Here is a 19,735-nt window from a genome sequence, read left to right as displayed (position 1 = left end):
ACCCTGATGAACCTCGTTGTGCTAACCACCCAAACCGTGGATGACCTTCGGGTCTGATGCGGGGAGCGTGGGAACCTGGCGGGTAGTAGTCAAGCGATGGGGTGACGCAGGAAGGTAGCTGATCCCGGCCGGTGGTTGTGCCGGGGTAAGCGTGTAGGCCGTACCGTAGGCAAATCCGCGGTGCATGTAGGCTGAGACGTGATGCCGAGCCGATTCAGGTGAAGTCAGTGATCCTATGCTGCCGAGAAAAGCCTCTAGCGAGTTCTGAGCGGCCCGTACCCCAAACCGACACAGGTGGTCAGGTAGAGAATACCGAGGCGATCGGGCGAACTGTGGTTAAGGAACTCGGCAAATTGCCCCCGTAACTTAGGGAGAAGGGGGGCCGGAGACGTGAAGCCCCGCGCGGGTGGAGCGTTGTATGGCCGCAGAGAGCAGGGGGAAGCGACTGTTTACTAAAAACACAGGTCCATGCGAAGAAGTAATTCGATGTATATGGACTGACGCCTGCCCGGTGCTGGAACGTTAAGGGGACCTGTTAGCTCTTCGGGGCGAAGCGGAGAACTTAAGCGCCAGTAAACGGCGGTGGTAACTATAACCATCCTAAGGTAGCGAAATTCCTTGTCGGGTAAGTTCCGACCTGCACGAATGGCGTAACGACTTCCCCACTGTCTCAACCACAGGCCCGGCGAAATTGCATTACGAGTAAAGATGCTCGTTACGCGCGGCAGGACGGAAAGACCCCGGGACCTTTACTATAGCTTGACATTGGTATCTGAATTAGCTTGTGTAGGATAGGTGGGAGCCGGTGAAGTCCATACGCCAGTATGGGTGGAGGCAATCTTGAAATACCACTCTGGTTGATTTGGGTATCTAACTTCGGACCGTTATCCGGTTCAGGGACAGTGTCTGGTGGGTAGTTTAACTGGGGCGGTTGCCTCCTAAAGGGTAACGGAGGCGCCCAAAGGTTCCCTCAGCCTGGTTGGCAATCAGGTGTTGAGTGCAAGTGCACAAGGGAGCTTGACTGTGAGACTGACAGGTCGAGCAGGGACGAAAGTCGGGACTAGTGATCCGGCACTGGCATGTGGAAGCGGTGTCGCTCAACGGATAAAAGGTACCCCGGGGATAACAGGCTGATCTTCCCCAAGAGTCCATATCGACGGGATGGTTTGGCACCTCGATGTCGGCTCGTCGCATCCTGGGGCTGTAGCAGGTCCCAAGGGTTGGGCTGTTCGCCCATTAAAGCGGTACGCGAGCTGGGTTTAGAACGTCGTGAGACAGTTCGGTCCCTATCCGCCGTGCGCGTAGGATACTTGAGAAGGGCTGTCCCTAGTACGAGAGGACCGGGACGGACGAACCTCTGGTGTGCCAGTTGTCCCGCCAGGGGCACGGCTGGTTAGCTACGTTCGGAAGGGATAACCGCTGAAAGCATCTAAGCGGGAAGCTCGCTTCAAGATGAGGTATCCCACCCACTTTGTGGGGTAAGGCCCCCAGCTAGACGACTGGGTTGATAGGCCGGAAATGTAAGCCCGGTAACGGGTTCAGTTGACCGGTACTAATAGGCCGAGGACTTGACTACCAAGCTGCTACGCGTCCACTGTGCAACTCTGAACAAACACCACCCGACCTGGGATGGTTGACATGTTCATAGAGTTACGGCGGTCATGGCGGAGGGGAAACGCCCGGTCACATTCCGAACCCGGAAGCTAAGCCCTCCAGCGCCGATGGTACTGCACTCGGGAGGGTGTGGGAGAGTAGGACACCGCCGGACAATCTTTCAGTCGAGGGCCGCCCCAGCAGGGTCGGCCCTCGACTGCGTTAGCGTTACGGCGGAAACGCCATCAGGAAGGATGCACCTGTGAGTTCAGGACCGCAGGGCGGGGACCGGCCCCGCCGTCACGAGGACAGCGCCGACCGCGGCCGGGGGCGTAACGACGCCCGCCGCGACGACCGTCCTTCGTACCGGGGTGGCCGCGACGACCGCGCCGGCGGCTTCCGTGGTGGCGAGAACCGCGACGGCGGTTTCCGTCGCGACAGCCGGGCCGGCGGTGGCGAGCGTCGCGAGGGTGGCTCCCGCGGTGGGGACCGTGAGGGTGGTTTCCGCGGTGGTGAGCGTCGCGAGGGTGGCTTCCGTGGCGGGGACCGCGGCAACCGCCCCGGCGGCGGCGACCGTCGTGAGGGCGGCTTCCGTGGCGGTGACCGTCGTGAGGGCGGCTTCCGTGGCGGTGACCGTCGTGAAGGCGGTTTCCGTGGGGGCGACCGCGACAACCGCCCCGGCGGCGGCGACCGTCGTGAGGGCGGCTTCCGTGGCGGGGACCGCGATGGCGGCTTCCGGGGTGGCGACCGTCGTGAGGGCGGCTTCCGTGGCGGGGACCGCGAGGGTGGTTTCCGCGGTGGTGAGCGTCGCGAGGGTGGCTTCCGTGGCGGGGACCGTCGCGAGGGCGGCTTCCGTGGCGGCGACCGTCGCGAGGGTGGTTTCCGTGGCGGGGACCGCGACAACCGGCCCGGTGGCGGCGACCGTCGCGAAGGTGGCTTCCGCGGTGGCGACCGCGAGGGTGGTTTCCGCGGTGGCGAGCGTCGCGAGGGCGGCTTCCGTGGCGGCGACCGTCGCGAGGGTGGTTTCCGTGGGGGCGACCGCGACAACCGCCCTGGCGGCGGCGACCGTCGTGAGGGTGGCTTCCGTGGCGGTGACCGTGAGGGTGGCTTCCGTGGCGGTGACCGCGAGGGTGGTTTCCGCGGTGGCGACCGTCGTGAAGGCGGTTTCCGTGGCGGTGACCGTGAAGGTGGTTTCCGCGGCGGTGACCGTCGCGAAGGTGGTTTCCGTGGCGGTGACCGCGACAACCGCCCCGGCGGCGACCGTCGTGAGGGTGGCTTCCGGAGCGGTGACCGTGAAGGTGGTTTCCGCGGTGGCGACCGTCGTGAAGGCGGCTTCCGTGGCGGTGACCGTGAAGGTGGTTTCCGCGGCGGTGACCGTCGTGAAGGCGGTTTCCGTGGCGGTGACCGCGACAACCGCCCCGGCGGCGGCGACCGTCGCGAGGGCGGTTTCCGTGGCGGTGACCGCGAGGGTGGTTTCCGCGGTGGCGACCGTCGTGAAGGCGGTTTCCGCGGCGGGGACCGCGACAACCGGCCCGGCGGCGGCGACCGTCGCGAAGGCGGCTTCCGGAGCGGTGACCGCGAGGGTGGTTTCCGCGGCGGTGACCGTCGCGAGGGTGGCTTCCGCGGCGGTGACCGCGAGGGTGGTTTCCGCGGTGGCGACCGACGCGAGGGTGGCTTCCGTGGGGGCGACCGCGACAACCGGCCCGGCGGCGACCGTCGTGAGGGCGGCTTCCGCGGCGGTGAGCGTCGCGAGGGCGGCTACCGGGGCGGCGACCGCGACGGCGGCTTCCGCCGCGAGGACCGGGCCCCGGGTGGTTACCGGGGTGGGCGTGACGACCGGGGCGGGGAGCGTCGCGGCTACGAGGACCGGCCGGGCAACTACGGGCCGCAGCGTGAACGTCAGGACGAGCGCGGCGAGGGGCGTACCGGCGAGGCGCCGGAACTGCCGGACGAGGTGGTCGCGAGTGACCTCGACTCGACCGTCCGCGCGGAGCTGCTCTCGCTCGCCAAGCCGGTCGCGGAGACGGTCGCCCGGCACCTGGTCGCGACCGGCCTGCTGATCGACGAGGATCCGACGCTGGCGCTGGCGCACGCCATGGCGGCCCGCCGGCTCGCCTCGCGTATCTCCGCCGTGCGGGAGGCGGTCGGGCTGGCCGCGTACCACGCGGGGGAGTGGCAGACCGCCATCGCCGAGCTGCGGACGTACCACCGGATGAGTGGCCTGCAGAGTCACCTGGCGGTGCTGGCCGACTGCGAGCGGGCGCTGGGCCGGCCGGAACGGGCGATCGACCTGTTCCGTGGCGCGGACCGGGAGAAGCTCGACCAGGCCGTCGCCATCGAGCTGCTGATCGTCGCCGCCGGTGCCCGGGGCGACCTGGGGCAGAAGGACGCGGCCGTGGCGATGCTGCAGGTCCGCGAGCTGACCACCGACTCGCCCGAGCCGTGGACGGCGCGGCTGCGCTACGCGTACGCGGACGCGCTGCTCGCCGTGGGCCGACGTGAGGAGGCCCGGGAGTGGTTCTCCCGGGCGGCCGACGTCGACTCCGAGGGTGAGACCGACGCCGCCGAGCGGCTGCTGGAGCTCGACGGCGTGGTCATCGAGGGTGACGACGAGGACGACGAGCCGGCGGACGACGCGGACGGCAGCGGCCCGGCGGCCGCGCGCCCCGACGACGAGACCGACGCCGCCGACGACCACCTCGACGAAGACGAGGACGACGACCTCGACGACGAAGACGAGGACGACCTCGACGACGAAGACGAGGACGACCTCGACGACGAAGACCTCGACGACGAGGACGACCTCGAGGACGACGAGGACGACGAGGACGAAGACGAGGACGACGACGACCTGGACGGCGACACCCGTCCGCGGGCCGACGGCGCCGACACGGCGAACGTCGGTGACGCGGCTCGGGCCGGTTACCGCGACCGCGACGCCGGCGACCTGGGCGACGACGAGCTGACCGACGCCGAGGCGGAGTCGCTCGCCGGTGACACCCCGCCCGCGTCCGGTGGCACGCCTGCCGGCGGTGACGAGGCGGCGGAGCGCCGGTGACAGCGCCCGCCGGGGACACCGCTTCCGGCGCGGACCGGGGTGCACCCGACCGCGCCGGGGCGGGCGGCCGGCTGGTCGACGGGTACGTCCTGGTCGTCTTCGACCTGGACGGGGTCATCTACCTGATCGACCGGCCCATCCCCGGCGCGGTCGAGGCGGTCGCCTGGCTGCGCGACGAGGGGCGGGCGGTCGCGTACGCGACGAACAACGCCTCCCGCCGCTCCAGCGAGGTGGCCGACCTGCTCACCGGCATGGGCGTGCCGGCCCGGCCGACCGAGGTGCTCACCTCGGCGGCCGCCACCGCCGAACTGCTCCGGGACCGACTGCCGGCCGGCGCGCCGGTGCTGGTGGTCGGCGCGGAGGCGCTGCGGGCGGAGTTGCGCGCGGTGGGCCTGCGGCCGGTGTCCACGGCCGACGAGGAGCCCGCCGCCGTGGCCCAGGGCTACGGGCCGCAGGTGGGCTGGTCCGACCTGGCCGAGGCGTCCCTGGCCGTCCGCGCGGGCGTGCCCTGGTACGCCACCAACACCGACCGGACGCTGCCCAGCCCTCGCGGACCGCTGCCCGGCAACGGCTCGCTGGTGGCGGTGCTGCGCACCGCGCTCGACCGGGATCCCGACGTGGTGGTGGGCAAGCCGGAGCCGGCGCTGTTCACCACCGCCGCCCGGCGCGCCGGCAGCGGGCGGACCCTGGTGGTGGGGGACCGGCTCGACACCGACATCGAGGGCGCCCGCCGGGCCGGGCTGGACAGCCTGCTGGTGCTCACCGGGGTCAGCGACGCCGCCGAGCTGCTGGCCGCGCCGGAGTCGCGCCGGCCGGCGTACGTCTCCTTCGACCTGGCGGGGCTCTTCGACCCGGCGGCCGTGGTGGCGGTGCCCGGCCGGCCGGAGGCCGGCGGCTGGTCGGTGACCGTGACCGGCGGGGAGCTGGTCCTCGACGGTGCGGGACGGCCGCTGGACGCGCTCGCGGCGCTGTGCGCGGTGGCCTGGTCGACGTCGGTCGACCCGCGTGTGCGGGCCGGCTCGGCGCAGGCGGCGGAGGCGCTCGCCGCGTTCGGTCTCGACGGCTGAGCCGCCGGCCGCTCAGAGCAGCTTGCGGAGCTTCATCAGGTCGAACGGGTTGGCCTTGATGGAGACCCGCCGGGACGCCATCGCCGACATGATGTCGAGCTTGCCGTGCACCAGGGCGACCAGGTCGTCACTGCCGGTGCTCAGCGAGATCTTGGCCTTCGGGTCGTCGCCGTCGGCGAGGTCGACCAGCCGGCCGCCCTCCAGCCGACCGTGGAAGGCGGTGCCCAGGTCGGTGATCCGGCAGGCCAGGGTGCGGTCCAGGTCGATCTTCCCCTGCGCCTCGGCGTGCTGGTCCAGCCGGGTCGCCAGGTCCTGCAACGCCTGCCGGCACTCGTCCACGCTGGCCACATCGTCTCCTCACCACGAGCCACGCCGTTTCCCGGCACCGTACCGCAATGGGACGTCCCAGGCGCCCGGTAGCGTGGCACCTGCACACCTCGCCCCGCGGAAGGACTCAGGCATGCAGGACGCGTGGCGCGCCTACCTCGAGCTGGCCATGGGCCTGACGGAGGCGCCCCGGAAGAAGGCGCAGGACGCGGTGATGCGCGTCGTCGGCCAGGGCGGCGCGACGGCCGCGCAGCTCCAGTCGCTCGCCGAGGAACTGGTCGCGACCGGCCTGTCGAACCGGGAGGCGCTGACCAAGCTGGTGCGTTTCGAGGTGGACCGGGCACTCGGCGCGGTCGGCCTGGCCACCGCCGACGAGGTCGCCGAGCTGACCCGGCGGGTGCACGACCTGGAACGGCAGCTGCGCGAGGCGCGCACCGTCCCGGCCGGTGCGGGCCCCGAGCGGCCCACGCCGTCGAGCGGCACGTCGACCGAGCCCGCGCCGTCGGGGGCCGAGCCGCCGGAGGCCGCGCCGACCGGAGCGGCGCCGACCCCGGCGCCGTCCAAGGCGGTCGTGAAGAAGGCCGTGGCCAAGAAGGCGATCGCGCGCAAGCCGGCCGCCACCGTGGCGCGCACACCGGCCGACGACTCTCCCGCCGCCCCGGCACGGCCGGCGAAGAAGACCACCGGGCGCCGGGCGGCCGAGTCGTGACCGCGCCCTTCCGTCCGGGTCCGCCGCCCGGGCCGCGCCCCGGTCCGCCCGCGCGTCCCGGCCCGCCGCCCGGTGTCCGCCCGGCGCCGGTCGAGGAGGTCGGCGAGGCCCGGCACCCGGCGGTCGACGCCGCCGTGCGGGGCATGGCCAACGCCGAGGCGCTCGCCCCGGCCGACCAGATCGCGCAGTACGAGGCGGCGTACGAGACGCTGCGCGAGACGCTCGCCAGCATCGACCAGGCCTGAGCAGAGGCGGAGAACCACACCGATGGCTCGTCGTACCCGGCTGGACGCCGAACTCGTCCGGCGTGGCCTGGCCCGCTCCCGCGAGCAGGCCGCCGCGCTCGTGGAGGCCGGTCGCGTGCAGCTGCGCGGAGTGCCGGCCCGTAAGGCCGCCGCCATGGTCGACCCGGCGGACCCGCTGCTGGTCACCGGCGAGGACCCGACCGAGGACTACGTCTCCCGGGGCGGCCACAAGCTGGCCGGCGCGCTCGCCGCGTTCGCCCCGGGTGGGCTGGCCGTGACCGGCCGGCGCTGCCTGGACGCGGGCGCCTCCACCGGCGGCTTCACCGACGTGCTGCTGCGCGCCGGAGCCGCCGAGGTGGTCGCCGTCGACGTCGGCTACGGGCAGCTCGCCTGGCCGCTGCGCACCGACGAGCGGGTCCGGGTGTTCGAGCGCACGAATGTGCGTACCCTCACGCCGGAGGCGATCGGCGGGCCGGTCGACCTGACGGTGGCCGACCTGTCGTTCATCTCACTGCGTCTGGTGCTGCCGGCACTGGCCGGCTGCACCGGCCCCGACGGCGACCTGGCGCTGATGGTCAAGCCGCAGTTCGAGGTCGGCAAGGAGCGGGTCGGCGCCGGTGGCGTGGTGCGCGACCCGGCGCTGCGGGCCGAGGCGGTGCTCGACGTCGCCGCGGCCGCCGCGCGGCTCGGCCTCGGGCTGGCCGACGTGGCGGCCAGCCCGCTGCCCGGGCCGAGCGGCAACGTCGAGTTCTTCGTATGGTTGCGCCGGGACGCGCCCGCCGCCGATCCGGACCGGGTCCGCACGGTGGTGGCCGCCGGCCCGCAGGGAGCCGCCGCGACGGCGGCCACGACCGAGGAGGTGTCCGGATGAGCCGTACCGCGCTGCTGGTGACCCACACCGGCCGTCGACGCAGCACCGAGCACGCCCGGTCCGTGGCCGCCGACCTGATCGCGGCCGGGTTCGAGGTGCGGGTGGTGGCCGAGGAGGCCGACGACCTGGACCTGCCCGGCGTGGTGCCGGTGACCGGTCCGGAGGCGGCCGAGGGTGCGGAGATCGTCTTCGCGCTCGGCGGGGACGGCACGTTCCTGCGCGCCGCCGAGCTGGCCCGCCCGGCGAAGGCGCCGCTGCTCGGCATCAACCTGGGCAAGGTCGGCTTCCTCGCCGAGGCGGAGATCGACGACCTGGACACCGCGGTGCGCGACGTGGTCGGGCGCAACTACACAGTGGACGAACGGCTCACCCTCGACGTGACCGCCGAGTTCGACGGCGGGCCGACCATCGAGTCGTGGGCGCTCAACGAGATCAGCGTGGAGAAGGGCGAACGCGCCCAGATGCTGGAGCTGCTCGTCGACGTGGACGGCCGGCCGCTGTCGCGCTACGGCTGCGACGGTGTGGTCTGCGCGACCCCGACCGGCTCCACGGCGTACGCGTTCTCCGGCGGCGGCCCGGTGGTCTGGCCGGAGGTGGAGGCGCTGCTGCTGGTGCCGATCAGCGCACACGCGTTGTTCAGCCGCCCGCTGGTCACCGCGCCGACGTCCACGTTCGCCATCACGGTCGACCCGTTCACCACGCTCGCGGTGCTCTGCTGCGACGGCCGGCGGGTCTACGACCTGCCGCCGGGCGCCCGGGTCACCGTGCGGCGCGGCGCGTTGCCGGTGCGCATCGTCCGGCTGCGGGCGCGTCCGTTCACCGACCGGCTGGTGGCCAAGTTCGACCTGCCCGTGCAGGGCTGGCGCGGCAACCGGCGCTGATCGACCGCTCAGATCCGGCCGGCTCCGCCCCGGCGCGCGTTACCGTGGGCGCACGGGTCACGTCGAGGTGAGTCCGGGCACGGCGGTGAGGCCCGCCGGTTCCCGGACGCGTGACCCGGTGGTCGCGGGCCCGACCAGGGGGTGGTCGGTCCGCGACGGTCGGGGCGCCGGAGCGTTCGCGGCCGGGCCACGGCGGGTGGACCGGCGCGCCGCGCCCGGTCGGGTGTCGACCCCGGTCGGGCCGACAGCTCGTCGAGCCGCCGCCGGAGGAAGCGGCGGCGCACGAGCTGGGCGACGACGTGACGTCCGGCGCCCCGACCACCCGCGCGGGCAGTGCCCGCCGGCGCCGGACCGACCGTCGAGAACGGTACGGCGTCCACAGGCCACCGTGCCGGCTGGTCAACTGTCACACGGCGGGGCTACTGTCGGGTGCTGTGCTGGAAGAGCTGCGCATCACCGGACTGGGCGTCATCGAGGACACCACGCTGCCGTTGGCCGGGGGGATGAACGTCATCACCGGCGAGACCGGCGCCGGCAAGACGATGGTGGTGACCGGTCTCGGCCTGCTCTTCGGTGGCCGGGCCGACGCCGGCCGGGTGCGCGCCCAGCCGGGCCGCGCGGTGGTCGAGGGGCGGCTGCGCCTGCGCGGGCGGGTGGCCGAGGCGGTGCACGCCCGGATCATCGACGCCGGCGGCGAGCCCGACGAGGACGGCTCGCTGCTGCTGAGCCGCACGGTCACCGTCGAGGGCCGCTCCCGCGCCCACCTGGGCGGGCGCAGCATGCCCGTGTCGACGTTGGGTGAGGTCGGCGAGCAGGTGCTGGCGGTGCACGGGCAGTCCGACCAGCTGCGGCTGCTGCGCCCGGCCGAGCAGCGGGCCGCGCTGGACCGGTTCGCCGGCCCGGAGCACGAGAAGCTGCTCGACGCGTTGCGCGAGACGTACGGCCGGTGGCGGACGGTGGTCGACGACCTGGCCGACCGGCGGCGCAACGCCCGCGAGCGCAACCAGGAGGCCGACCTGCTGCGGTTGGGCCTCGACGAGATCACCCGGGTCGATCCGCAGCCGGGGGAGGACGACGAGCTGAAGGCGGAGGCGCAGCGGCTGGAGCACGCCGAGGGGCTGCGCACCGCCGCGCAGGTGGCGCAGCAGTGCGTCGCCGGCGGCGTGGAGGCCACCGACGAGGCGCCGGACGCGACCGCGCTGCTCGGCACGGCCCGGCGCACGCTGGAGGCGCAGGCCGGCACCGACCCGGCGCTGGGTGAGCTGGCGGCCCGGCTGGAGGAGGCCGCGACGCTGGTCACCGACGTGGCCGCCGAGCTGTCCACCTACCTGGCCGCGCTGGACGCCGATCCGGCCCGCCTGCAGACCATCTACGAGCGGCGGGCCGCGCTGCGCGCGCTCACCCGCAAGTACGCCGACGACGTCGACGGGGTGGTGGCCTGGGCCGAGCGGGCCCGGACCCGGCTGTCCGACCTGGACACCTCCGACGAGCTGCTGGACGAGCTGGACCGCGAGGCGTCCCGGCTGGCCGGTGAGGTGGCCGACCTCGCCGGGCGGGTCTCCGCGTCCCGGCACGAGGCCGCGGTCCGCTTCGCCGAGCAGGTCACCGTCGAGCTGGCGGGGCTGGCCATGCCGCACGCGCGGATCGAGGTGGCGGTGCTGTCCCGGCCGGCCGGGCGGTCCGAGCCGAGCCTGCCGGTCAACGGCGTCGAGGCGGGCGTCGGCGCGGACGGCGCCGACGAGGTCGAGCTGCGGCTGCTCGCCCACCCGGGTGCGCCGGCGCTGCCGTTGCAGCGGGGCGCGTCCGGCGGTGAGCTGTCCCGGGTGATGCTCGCCATCGAGGTGGTGTTCGCCGGTTCCGGCGGCCCGCCCACGCTCGTCTTCGACGAGGTCGACGCCGGGGTCGGCGGCCAGGCCGCGGTGGAGATCGGCCGCCGGCTGGCCCGGCTGGCCCGCAGCCACCAGGTGCTCGTGGTCACCCACCTGCCGCAGGTCGCCGCGTTCGCCGACCGGCACCTGGTGGTGGCGAAGGACACCGGCGGCGCGGTGACCACCAGCGGCGTGCGGGTGGTGGAGGACACCGAGCGGGCCCGCGAGCTGGCCCGGATGCTCGCCGGTTTGCCGGATTCCGATCTGGGTATCGCTCATGCCGAGGAACTCCTGGCCGTGGCGGCCAAGGAAAGGCGTCCGTGATGCCCCGATTGTGAGCGCAAGCACACCGGGGCGCGTCCCGGTGTGCTTCCCTGGGTAGGCGGCCCTGCTCAGGCATGTCGCGACAGCATTACCTGCCCCACATGCCAGGATGGTCACGATGCGTCTACCCACACTGCGCCGGACCCGGAACGCGGAACCGGGCTCGATCCTCGGCACCGCGCGCCTCGACCGCCGGACGAAACGGCTGGTCGGTCGCCTGCGCCCCGGTGACATCGCGGTCATCGACCACGTCGACCTGGACCGGGTGGCGGCCGACTCGCTCGTCGCGGTGGGGGTCGCCGCGGTGGTCAACGCCAAGCCGTCGGTCTCCGGCCGCTATCCCAACCTCGGCCCCGAGGTGCTCGTCGCGGCCGGCATCCCGCTGCTCGACGACCTCGGGGAGAGCGTCTTCGAGCAAATCCGCGAGGGCGACCTGGTGCGGATCGAGGGCAACACCGTCTTCGTCGGCGACGAACCGGTCGCGCACGGCGCGCTGCAGGACGCCGAGACCGTGGCCAAGTCGATGGCCGACGCCCGGGAGGGCCTGTCGGTGCAGTTGGAGGCGTTCGCCGCCAACACGATGGACTACCTCAAGCAGGAACGCGACCTGCTGCTCGACGGCGTCGGCGTGCCGGAGATCCAGACCCAGATCCAGGGCCGGCACTGCCTGATCGTGGTCCGCGGCTACGACTACAAGGCCGACCTGGACGTGCTGCGGCCCTACATCCGCGAGTTCAAGCCGGTGCTGATCGGCGTCGACGGCGGGGCCGACGCGCTGGTCGAGGCGGGCTACACCCCCGACATGATCATCGGCGACATGGACTCGGTCACCGACGACGTGCTGCGCTGCGGCGCCGAGGTGATCGTGCACGCCTACCCGGACGGGCGGGCCCCGGGGCTGCCCCGGGTCAACGGTCTGGGCGTCCCCGCGATCACGTTCCCGGCGGCGGCCACCAGCGAGGACCTGGCCATGCTGCTGGCCGACGAGAAGGGCGCCTCGCTGCTGGTGGCCGTCGGCACCCACGCCACCCTGGTGGAGTTCCTCGACAAGGGCCGCGGCGGCATGGCGTCGACGTTCCTGACCCGGCTGAAGGTGGGCGGCAAGCTGGTCGACGCCAAGGGCGTCAGCCGGCTCTACCGGCAGAGCATCTCCGGTTCCTCGCTGCTGCTGCTGGTCCTCTCGGCGGTGGCCGCGATGGCCTCCGCGGTGGCGGTCTCCACCGTCGGGAAGGCGTATTTGGGCGTGGTCTCCGAATGGTGGGACAATTTCGTGTTCCAGCTCGGCCAGCTCTTCTAGCTCCCCCGACGATCAAGAGGCTGCAAGCGTGATCAACTTCCGCTACCACGTGGTGTCCCTGACCGCGGTCTTCCTCGCGCTGGCGATCGGCCTGGTGGTCGGCACGGCCGCCCTCAACGGCCCGGTCGCCGACGCGCTCCGGGAGAACGTCAACGGCCTGCGCAAGGACAACTCACTGATGCGCCAGTCGGTCAACGACATGCAGAAGCAGTTGGAGACCGAGGAGGACTTCGCCGCCCAGATGGCCCAGGTCGTCCTGCCCGGCAAGCTCAACGACCGCCGGGTGCTGGTGCTCACCCTGCCCAGCGGCCGGGACCAGGCCGAGGGCGTCATCAAGATGCTCCGCACCGCCGGCGCCGACGTCACCGGCCGGATCGACGTGCAGGACAAGTTCATCAACCCGGACAGCAACAACAACCTGCTGGAGCTGGCGGTCACCGCCGCCCGCCCGAACAGCGCCCCGGCCTCCAACCTGCCCGGCAACGGGCACGGCGTGGAGACCTCCAGCGCGCTGCTGGCCAACGTCCTGGTGGACCGGCCGGCGGGCAGCCCGCCGGTCAGCGACGCCGACCGGAGCAGCGTGCTGCAGCAGTACGCCACCGCCGGCTACCTCACCCCGGAGGACAAGATCTCCGGCGCCGCCGAGGCCGTCGTGCTGGTCACCGGCCAGCCGTACGTGGACAAGGACTCGGCGAAGAAGGACGAGTCGGTGGTGAAGATCGCCGAGCAGTTCGACCGGGCGGGGGCGCTCGTGGTCGCCGGCATGGGCTCCACCGGCGGCAACCTGGTCGCGGTGGTCCGCGGCGACCCGGTGCTGTCGCAGACCATCTCCACCGTCGACAACGCCAACACCGTGCAGGGCCAGCTGGTCACCAGCCTCGCCCTGGCACAGCAGCTGACCGAGAAGAAGACCGGCCAGTACGGCGTGGGCGACAACGCCACCGGCCTGCTGCCTAAACTGCCCCAGTGAACGCGCCCGGACCGCCCGGTCCGTGCCGTGCCGCGTTCGGAGTCCGGATCGGAGGGGTCGCGTGAGACTGGGTCGGCTGCTGGCCGTGGGCGCGGGGGTGCTGACCGCCCGCTACGTGCTGCGCGAGGTGCGGATGTCGCCGAGCGCGCCCGCGCTGGAGCGCACCAACTACCGGGGCCGCACCGTGACCCTGGCCGCCGGTCCGGCGCTGGCCGTCGGCGCCGCCACCGCGGGCGCGCTCGGCGCCGGCAGCGCGCCGGCCGGCGCGGCCGCCCTGCTCGCCGGGGTCGGCGCGGGCGCGGTCGGGCTCTACGACGACGTGGTCGGCGCCCGCCCGGAACAGAAGGCCGCCAAGGGGTTCGCCGGGCACCTCGCCGCGCTGCGCGAGGGGCAGGTCACCGCCGGGCTGGTCAAGGTCGCCGGGGTGGGCGCGGCCGGGCTCGGCGCCGCGGCGCTGCTCGCCGCCGACCGGCGGGTCGCCGCCCACCCGCGTCGCCAGCGGGCCGGCGCGCTCGGGCGCGGGCTCGACGTGCTGCTCGGCGCCGGCGTGGTGGCCGGCACCGCCAACCTGGTCAACCTGCTCGACCTGCGCCCCGGCCGGGCGCTGAAGTCCGGCATGCTGCTCGGCGCGCCGCTGTCCACCGGCCCCTACGGCGGCATCGCGGCGGGAGCCGTCGGCGCCGCCGCCGGCCTGGTCCGCGAGGACCTGGACGAGCGGGTGATGCTCGGCGACAGCGGCGCCAACGCGCTCGGCGCGGTGCTCGGGGTCAGCCTCGCCGCGCGTACCGGGCCGCTCGGGCGCGCCGCCGTGCTGGCCGTGCTCGCCGCGCTGACCGCGGCCAGCGAGAAGGTCAGCTTCACCCAGGTGATCCAGCGGACCCCGGGGCTGCGACACCTCGACGAGCTGGGCCGGCTCGCCGACTGACGTGACGAAACCGGCACCCCTCGCCGCCGCCGGCCGCGTCGCCGGCGCGGCCGCCCTCATCGCCGTCCTCACCGTGGTCAGCCGGCTCGCCGGGTTCGGCCGCACCGCCGTGTTCACCTGGTCGCTGGCCCCCACCGACCTCGGTGGCGCCTACCTGGTGGCGAACTACGTCCCGAACTTCATCTTCGAGATCGTCGCCGGCGGGGCGCTGGCCAGCCTCGTCGTACCGCTGCTGGCCGGCGCGGTCGAGGCGGGTGACCGGCGGGCGGTGGCCGCCACCACCGGCGCGCTGCTGACCTGGACGTTGAGCCTGCTGGTGCCGCTGGCGGTGCTGGTGGCGCTGTTCGCCGACCCGCTGATGGGCCTGCTCGGGCACGGCCTGGGCGAGGTCCGGCAGGCCTCCGGCGCGCGGATGCTGCGGGTCTTCGCCCCGCAGCTGCCGCTCTACGGCGTAGGGATCGTGCTCACCGGCGTGCTCCAGGCGCACCGGCGGTTCGCCTGGCCGGTCATCGCGCCACTGCTGTCCAGCGTCACGGTCATCGCGGTCTACCTCGGTTTCACCGCCGTCGAGGGCCGGCTGGCCACCATCGGCGTGGCCGGGCGCGGCGGCGAGCTGCTGCTCTCCGGCGGCACCACGCTCGGCGTGGTCGTGCTGTCGCTGTCCCTGTTGATCCCGCTGCGCCGGCTGCGGCTGCCGATCCGGCCGGGCTACCGGTTCCCGGCCGACGCCCGGGCCCGGGTCGGCGGGCTGGTGGGCGCCGGCGTGGTCACCGTCGCCGCCCAGCAGATCGCGCTGGCCGTCACGCTCAACCAGGTCACCTACGGCCGGGTCGCCGACGTCGGCGTCTACAACCTGGCCCAGACGGTCTACTTCCTGCCCTGGGCGGTGCTGGCGGTGCCGCTCGCGGTCGCCGCGTACCCGACGCTGGTGGCGGCGCGGGCGAGCGGTGACGAACGGGGCTACCGGGAGACCCTCGCGCCGGCGGTGCGCGGGATCGTGCTGTTCAGCCTGCTCGGCACCGCCGCGCTGGTCGGCACCGCCATCCCGGTCGGGCACTTCTTCTTCAGCGACCCGCTCGACGCGCGGACCGCGGCGGTCGGGATCGCCGGTTTCGCTCCCGGCCTGCTCGGCTACGGCCTGTTCGCGGTGCTCACCCGGGCCCTCTACGCCCGCGGCGAGACCCGCGCGGCAAGCGTCGCCACCGCGGTGGGCTGGCTGAGCGTGCCCGTGCTCGCGGTCCTGCTCGGCCAGGCGCTGCCGCTGGCCGACCGGGTGCTCGCGGTGACGCTGGCCACCTCCGCCGGGATGGTGCTGCTCGGCGGCCTGCTGCTCGCCGCCGTGGGCCGGTCCGCCGGCCGGGAGGCGCTGGCCGGCGTCGGCCGGTCCGGGGCCGCCGGGCTGCTGGCCGCCGCCGTCGCCGCCGGCGGCGGAGTGGCCACCGCCAGGGGACTCGCCGGGCTCGGCGACGGGACCCCGACGACACTCGCGGCCCTCGCGCAGGGCATGCTGTCCGGGGTCGTGGTCGGTGTCCTGTTCCTCGCCGTCGCCTGGCTGACCGACGCCCGCGACCTGCGGCCGCTGCTCGCGGCCCTGGCCCGCCGGGTACGCCGGCGGCGCCCGGCCGGCGGGGCCGACGGCCCGCGGACCGACCAACACCCCGGCGAGCGGGGCGACGGAAAGGAGACCGTTTCCTCATGACGGACGCCTCGCCGGCACCGCGCTGGCCCGGGTCGGTCGCCCTGGTGCTCGCCTCCAGCACCGGCGGGGTGGGGCAGCACGTCCGCTCGGTCGCCCGGGGCCTGACCGAGGCCGGCGCCGCCGTGCTGGTCTGCGGCCCGGCCGCCACCCAGGACCAGTTCGACTTCACCGGGGCCGGCGCCCGGTTCACGCCGGTGGAGATCCCGGCCAGCCCCACCCCGGGCGACGCGCGCGCGGTCACCGCGCTGCGCCGGGCGCTCACGCAGACGCCGGTCGACGTGGTGCACGCGCACGGCCTACGCGCCGGGCTGGTCGCCGCGCTCGCCCGTCCCGCCGCTCCGCTGGTCGTGACCTGGCACAACGCGGTGCTCGCCGGTGGGCTGCGCGGCACCGTGTCCCGGCTGGTCGAGCGGGTCGTCGCCCGCTCCGTCCGGGTCGCGCTGGGCGCCTCCGCCGACCTGGTCGAGCGGGCCGCCGCTCTGGGCGCCACCGACGCCCGCCTCGCGCCGGTCGCCGCGCCCGCGCTGCCCGCGCCGCGCCGCCGTCGCGCCGCCGTGCGGGCCGAGTTCGGGGTCACCGGGGACCGCCCGCTGATCCTCTCGGTGGGCCGGTTGCATCCGCAGAAGCGGTACGACGTGCTGATCGACGCGGCCGCCCGGTGGCGGACCCGGATCCCCGCCCCGGCGGTGGTGATCGCCGGCAGCGGGCCCGCCTACCTGCCGCTGGCCGCGCGGATCTCGGCCGCCCGGGCGCCGGTGACCCTGCTCGGGCACCGCACCGACGTGGCGGACCTGCTGGCCGGCGCCGACCTCGCCGTGGTCACCAGCGACTGGGAGGCACGGCAGCTGTTCGCGCAGGAGGCGCTGCGGGCCGGCGTACCGCTGGTCGCGACCGCGGTCGGCGGCCTGCCGGAGCTGGTCGGCGACGCCGCGGCCCTGGTGCCGCCCGGTGACGTGGACGCCGTCGACGCGGCGGTGCGCGAGCTGCTCGACGACGCCCCGCGCCGGGCCGAGCTGAGCCGGCGCGGCGCGGCGCGGTCCGCGACCTGGCCCACCGAGGCCGACACCGTGGCCGCCCTCGCCGCCCTCTACGCGGAGCTGACGCCCCAGCACTCGACGGGGAACCGCTGATGCTGCGCCGACTCGTCCCGGTGCTGTTGACGCTGGTGGTGGTGGCGCTGGGCGTCACCGCGCTGGCCGCCCGCCCGGACAACGGCGCGCCCCGGCGCAGCGCCGACTTCGTGGTGCTGGTCGGCGCCGCCGGTCTCCGCTGGGACGACGTCGACCCGCAGAACACCCCGACGCTGTGGCGGATGGCCGAGCAGGGCGCGATCGGCTCCCTCTCGGTACGCTCCGCGCACCGCCCCACCTGCCCGGTCGACGGGTGGCTGACCCTGGGCGCCGGCAACTTCGCCGCCTGGAACGGCCCTCGGACCGGCGGCGGCTGCCCGGCGACCGGGGTGAGCGTCGAGCAGCCCGACCGGATCGGCGCCAACCTGCCCGACCAGGAGTCCGTCGTCGCGTACAACCAGGACAAGCTCGCCTGGGGTGCGACGCCCGGGGCGCTGGCCGAGTCGGTGCGCTGCTCGGTGGCGGTCGGCCCGGGCGCCGCCGTGGCCGCCGCCCGGCCGTTCGGCCGGGTCGACCGGTACGCGCCGGCGCTGCCCGAGGACCCGGCGGAACTGCTCGGCTCCTGCGTGCTGAGCATCGTCGACGTGGGCACCGTCGACGACGACGACCCGGTCGTCCGCGCGGGTCAGGCGCGCGAGGCCGACGCCCGGCTGGCCCGGGTGCTCGCCGCCCGGCCGCCGAACTCGCTGGTGCTGGTCGCCGGCGTCTCCGACACCGACTCGCCGGCGCGGCTGCACGTCGCGGTCGCCGACGGTCCCGGCTGGGACGGCGGGTGGCTGACCTCCGCGAGCACCGCTCGGGCCGGCTACCTGCAACTGGTCGACCTGGCGCCGACCGCGCTCGCCGCGCTCGGCCGGCCGATGCCGGAACGGGCGTTCCTGGGCCGACCCGCGGTGACGGTCGACGACCGGCCCGACGACCTGCGGACCGCGATCGAGGCGCCCGCCGACGCCGACCGGGAGGCCGCCGCCCAGCGGCGGGTCGCCGGCTGGTTCTTCACCCTGCTGGCCGCCGCCCAGCTGGCTCTGGCGGTGGCGGTGCTGCCGCTGCTGCGCCGGGCCCGCCGGCTGGCCGGCCCGCACGGGCCCGCACCGGTGTCCCGGCGCGTGGTCGCCGTGGTGGAGCTGCTGCTGATCGCCGCCGCGCTGGCCGTGCCGGCGGCGTTGCTGGCCGACGCCGCGCCCTGGTGGCGTGGGCACCACGCCGGTTGGTGGTTCGCCTCGGTGACCGGCCTGCTCATCGTCGGCGGCACGGCGGCGGTCCGGTTCACCCCCGGGCACGACCGCACGCTCGGGCCGCTGGGTGCGGTCGCCGGGCTGGCCACGCTGGTGGTCGGCGTGGACGTGCTCACCGGCTCCCGGTTGCAGCTCAACGGCGTGGTCGGCTACTCCGCCCTGGAGGGCGGCCGGTACGCCGGGCTGGGCACGGTCGGGCTGGGCGTGTTCATCGCCGGGTCGCTGCTGTGCGGCGGCTGGCTGGCCCAACGTTTCCGGCGGGGCTGGCGGCCGTTCGTCATGGTCGCGGTCGGCGGCCTCGCGGTGGTGATCGTCGGCAGCCCCTATCTGGGCGCCGACTCGATCGGCGCGATCGCGCTCACCGCCGGCGTGAGCGTCGCCGCCGCGATCTGCACCGGCGGATGGCTGACCGTGAGCCGCCTGGCCTGGGCCACCATGGCCGGGCTGGCGGTCACCATCGGGTTCGCGCTGGTCGACCTGGGCCGGCCGGCGGTGGAGCGGGGCAGCCTGGGCCGGTTCCTGGCCGCGCTCGGCGACGGCACCGGCGGGCTCACCGTGCACCGGTCCAGCACCTCCAACTTCCAGACGCTGGTGAACAGCCCGTTGACCGTGCTGGCCCTGGCCGGGGCGGCGCTGGTCTGGCTGGCCCTGCTCCAGCCCTGGGGCGGGCTGATGCGGCTGTTCGGCATCTACCCCGCGATCCGGGCGGCGATGGCCGGCACCGGCGTGGCGGCCGGCCTCGGCGGGGTGCTGGGCGGCGCGGCGCTGGACGTGGCCGGGGCGGCGGGGGCGCTGGTGGTGCCGATGGCGGCGCTGGCCGCGCTCCGGGTGCTCGACCACTCCACCGACCGCACCCGGCCCGACAGCGGACGTCCCGGGGGCGAGGTCGGCGCGACCCCGCCCGGCGGCGGGCCGGCCGGCGGCGCGGCGGGTCGTGACCCAGCCCGCGACGGCGCGGGCGGTGACCAAGCCGGCGTCGGGTCGGATGGTGGTGGCCCGGCCGGCGGCGGTTCGAGGGGCGGCGCGACCCGCTCGGGCGGCGGCGCGGCGGCTCCCACCGTCGACGTCCCGTCGGGCGACCCCCGCCCTGCCGGTGACGCGGACCGGCCGGCCGGGTCGCCGGGAGGCGTCGCCCGGGGTGGCCCGTCGGCGGCGGGGGAGGACGCCGCGCCCGGCGGGCCGGCCGACCCCCGACTGCCTTCCCAGCCGACCGGGCCGCCCACCGAGGTGCCCGCGACCTGACCCGCCCGGCTCCCGTTCGTCCGGTCCGGTCCGGTCCGGTCGGGTCCGGCCGCGCCAGCTCGGCGAGGTGGCGGTGTCCGGCGGGGTGTGACCCCGCCGTTCCGGCGTACCGGTGTGGATCTTGGGTGAAGCAGGTCGTCCGGGAGGGTCCGCGGCGGGCGGATGCGGCCCCACGTGCACCGACAGCGGGTGCGACGCCGGCTCACCGTCCGGAAGGTGTTACCGTGGAATCCCGTGGATCGCGTGATCACTTGGCTGATCGGCACGGCGGTTCGCACGACCGCTACGGACGAC

General features: G+C 74.4%; 15 protein-coding genes and 2 rRNA genes (1 of these 17 cut by a window edge). 15 read left to right on the top strand and 2 right to left on the bottom strand.

Going from position 1 to position 19,735, the window contains the following annotated elements:
* Both CO540_RS07640 and rrf read left to right on the top strand, forming a co-directional pair.
* Positions 1 to 1,576, top strand: a 23S ribosomal RNA gene (locus CO540_RS07640); it begins 1,533 nt to the left of the window's first position.
* Positions 1,577 to 1,651: 75 nt separating this feature from the next.
* Positions 1,652 to 1,768, top strand: a 5S ribosomal RNA gene (rrf, locus tag CO540_RS07635).
* Between the two features lie 93 nt (positions 1,769 to 1,861).
* Here the strand turns inward: rrf and CO540_RS30320 are convergent.
* Complete coding sequence (locus CO540_RS30320; RefSeq protein WP_172967762.1) at positions 1,862 to 3,631, bottom strand: hypothetical protein; 1,770 nt, start codon at positions 3,629 to 3,631, stop codon at positions 1,862 to 1,864.
* Between the two features lie 57 nt (positions 3,632 to 3,688).
* Between CO540_RS30320 and CO540_RS30845 the strand changes: the two genes are divergently transcribed.
* Both CO540_RS30845 and CO540_RS07620 read left to right on the top strand, forming a co-directional pair.
* Positions 3,689 to 4,651 carry a tetratricopeptide repeat protein gene (locus CO540_RS30845; protein ID WP_253866712.1) on the top strand — a complete coding sequence of 321 codons (963 nt, stop codon included), beginning with the start codon at positions 3,689 to 3,691 and terminating at the stop codon, positions 4,649 to 4,651.
* A 71-nt stretch (positions 4,652 to 4,722) separates the two neighbouring features.
* The gene (locus CO540_RS07620; RefSeq protein ID WP_172967996.1) at positions 4,723 to 5,718 is read left to right on the top strand and encodes an HAD-IIA family hydrolase; all 996 of its coding nucleotides are present in this window, start codon (positions 4,723 to 4,725) and stop codon (positions 5,716 to 5,718) included.
* Between the two features lie 12 nt (positions 5,719 to 5,730).
* Here the strand turns inward: CO540_RS07620 and CO540_RS07615 are convergent, their stop codons facing one another.
* Positions 5,731 to 6,066, bottom strand: a complete 336-nt coding sequence (locus tag CO540_RS07615) for an SCP2 sterol-binding domain-containing protein (protein ID WP_099161488.1) — start codon at positions 6,064 to 6,066, stop codon at positions 5,731 to 5,733.
* A 112-nt stretch (positions 6,067 to 6,178) separates the two neighbouring features.
* Between CO540_RS07615 and CO540_RS07610 the strand changes: the two genes are divergently transcribed.
* The 11 genes from CO540_RS07610 to CO540_RS07560 all read left to right on the top strand — a co-directional run bounded on the left by CO540_RS07610 (position 6,179) and on the right by CO540_RS07560 (position 19,441).
* The gene (locus CO540_RS07610) at positions 6,179 to 6,754 is read left to right on the top strand and encodes a hypothetical protein (RefSeq protein ID WP_099161487.1); all 576 of its coding nucleotides are present in this window, start codon (positions 6,179 to 6,181) and stop codon (positions 6,752 to 6,754) included.
* Positions 6,751 to 6,999: a hypothetical protein gene (locus CO540_RS07605; RefSeq protein WP_099161486.1), complete on the top strand. Its 249-nt coding sequence runs from the start codon at positions 6,751 to 6,753 to the stop codon at positions 6,997 to 6,999. The genes CO540_RS07610 and CO540_RS07605 overlap by 4 nt, the downstream gene beginning before the upstream one ends.
* 22 nt (positions 7,000 to 7,021) lie before the next feature.
* Entirely contained in the window at positions 7,022 to 7,870 is an 849-nt protein-coding gene (locus CO540_RS07600; protein ID WP_099161485.1) for a TlyA family RNA methyltransferase, read from the top strand.
* Entirely contained in the window at positions 7,867 to 8,751 is an 885-nt protein-coding gene (locus tag CO540_RS07595) for an NAD kinase (protein ID WP_091577872.1), read from the top strand. Before CO540_RS07600 ends, CO540_RS07595 begins: the two co-directional genes overlap by 4 nt.
* 434 nt (positions 8,752 to 9,185) lie before the next feature.
* Positions 9,186 to 10,943, top strand: a complete 1,758-nt coding sequence (recN, locus tag CO540_RS07590; RefSeq protein WP_098745298.1) for a DNA repair protein RecN — start codon at positions 9,186 to 9,188, stop codon at positions 10,941 to 10,943.
* A 118-nt stretch (positions 10,944 to 11,061) separates the two neighbouring features.
* Positions 11,062 to 12,240 carry a putative cytokinetic ring protein SteA gene (gene steA / locus CO540_RS07585; protein ID WP_099164652.1) on the top strand — a complete coding sequence of 393 codons (1,179 nt, stop codon included), beginning with the start codon at positions 11,062 to 11,064 and terminating at the stop codon, positions 12,238 to 12,240.
* A gap of 28 nt (positions 12,241 to 12,268) precedes the next feature.
* Positions 12,269 to 13,210: a copper transporter gene (locus tag CO540_RS07580; protein WP_099161484.1), complete on the top strand. Its 942-nt coding sequence runs from the start codon at positions 12,269 to 12,271 to the stop codon at positions 13,208 to 13,210.
* A 61-nt stretch (positions 13,211 to 13,271) separates the two neighbouring features.
* Entirely contained in the window at positions 13,272 to 14,135 is an 864-nt protein-coding gene (locus tag CO540_RS07575; protein WP_099161483.1) for a hypothetical protein, read from the top strand.
* A gap of 1 nt (position 14,136) precedes the next feature.
* Positions 14,137 to 15,834 (top strand): murein biosynthesis integral membrane protein MurJ, encoded by a 1,698-nt coding sequence (gene murJ / locus CO540_RS07570; RefSeq protein WP_099161482.1) that lies wholly within the window; start codon positions 14,137 to 14,139, stop codon positions 15,832 to 15,834.
* Entirely contained in the window at positions 15,831 to 16,964 is a 1,134-nt protein-coding gene (locus tag CO540_RS07565; protein ID WP_099161481.1) for a glycosyltransferase family 4 protein, read from the top strand. Before murJ ends, CO540_RS07565 begins: the two co-directional genes overlap by 4 nt.
* Positions 16,964 to 19,441 carry a hypothetical protein gene (locus CO540_RS07560; RefSeq protein ID WP_099161480.1) on the top strand — a complete coding sequence of 826 codons (2,478 nt, stop codon included), beginning with the start codon at positions 16,964 to 16,966 and terminating at the stop codon, positions 19,439 to 19,441. The genes CO540_RS07565 and CO540_RS07560 overlap by 1 nt, the downstream gene beginning before the upstream one ends.
* Positions 19,442 to 19,735: the final 294 nt, after the last annotated feature.

The sequence above is a fragment of the Micromonospora sp. WMMA2032 genome (genome assembly GCF_002688545.1).
Classification (GTDB): domain Bacteria; phylum Actinomycetota; class Actinomycetes; order Mycobacteriales; family Micromonosporaceae; genus Micromonospora; species Micromonospora sediminicola.
This window is presented reverse-complemented; position numbering and strand designations above follow the sequence as displayed.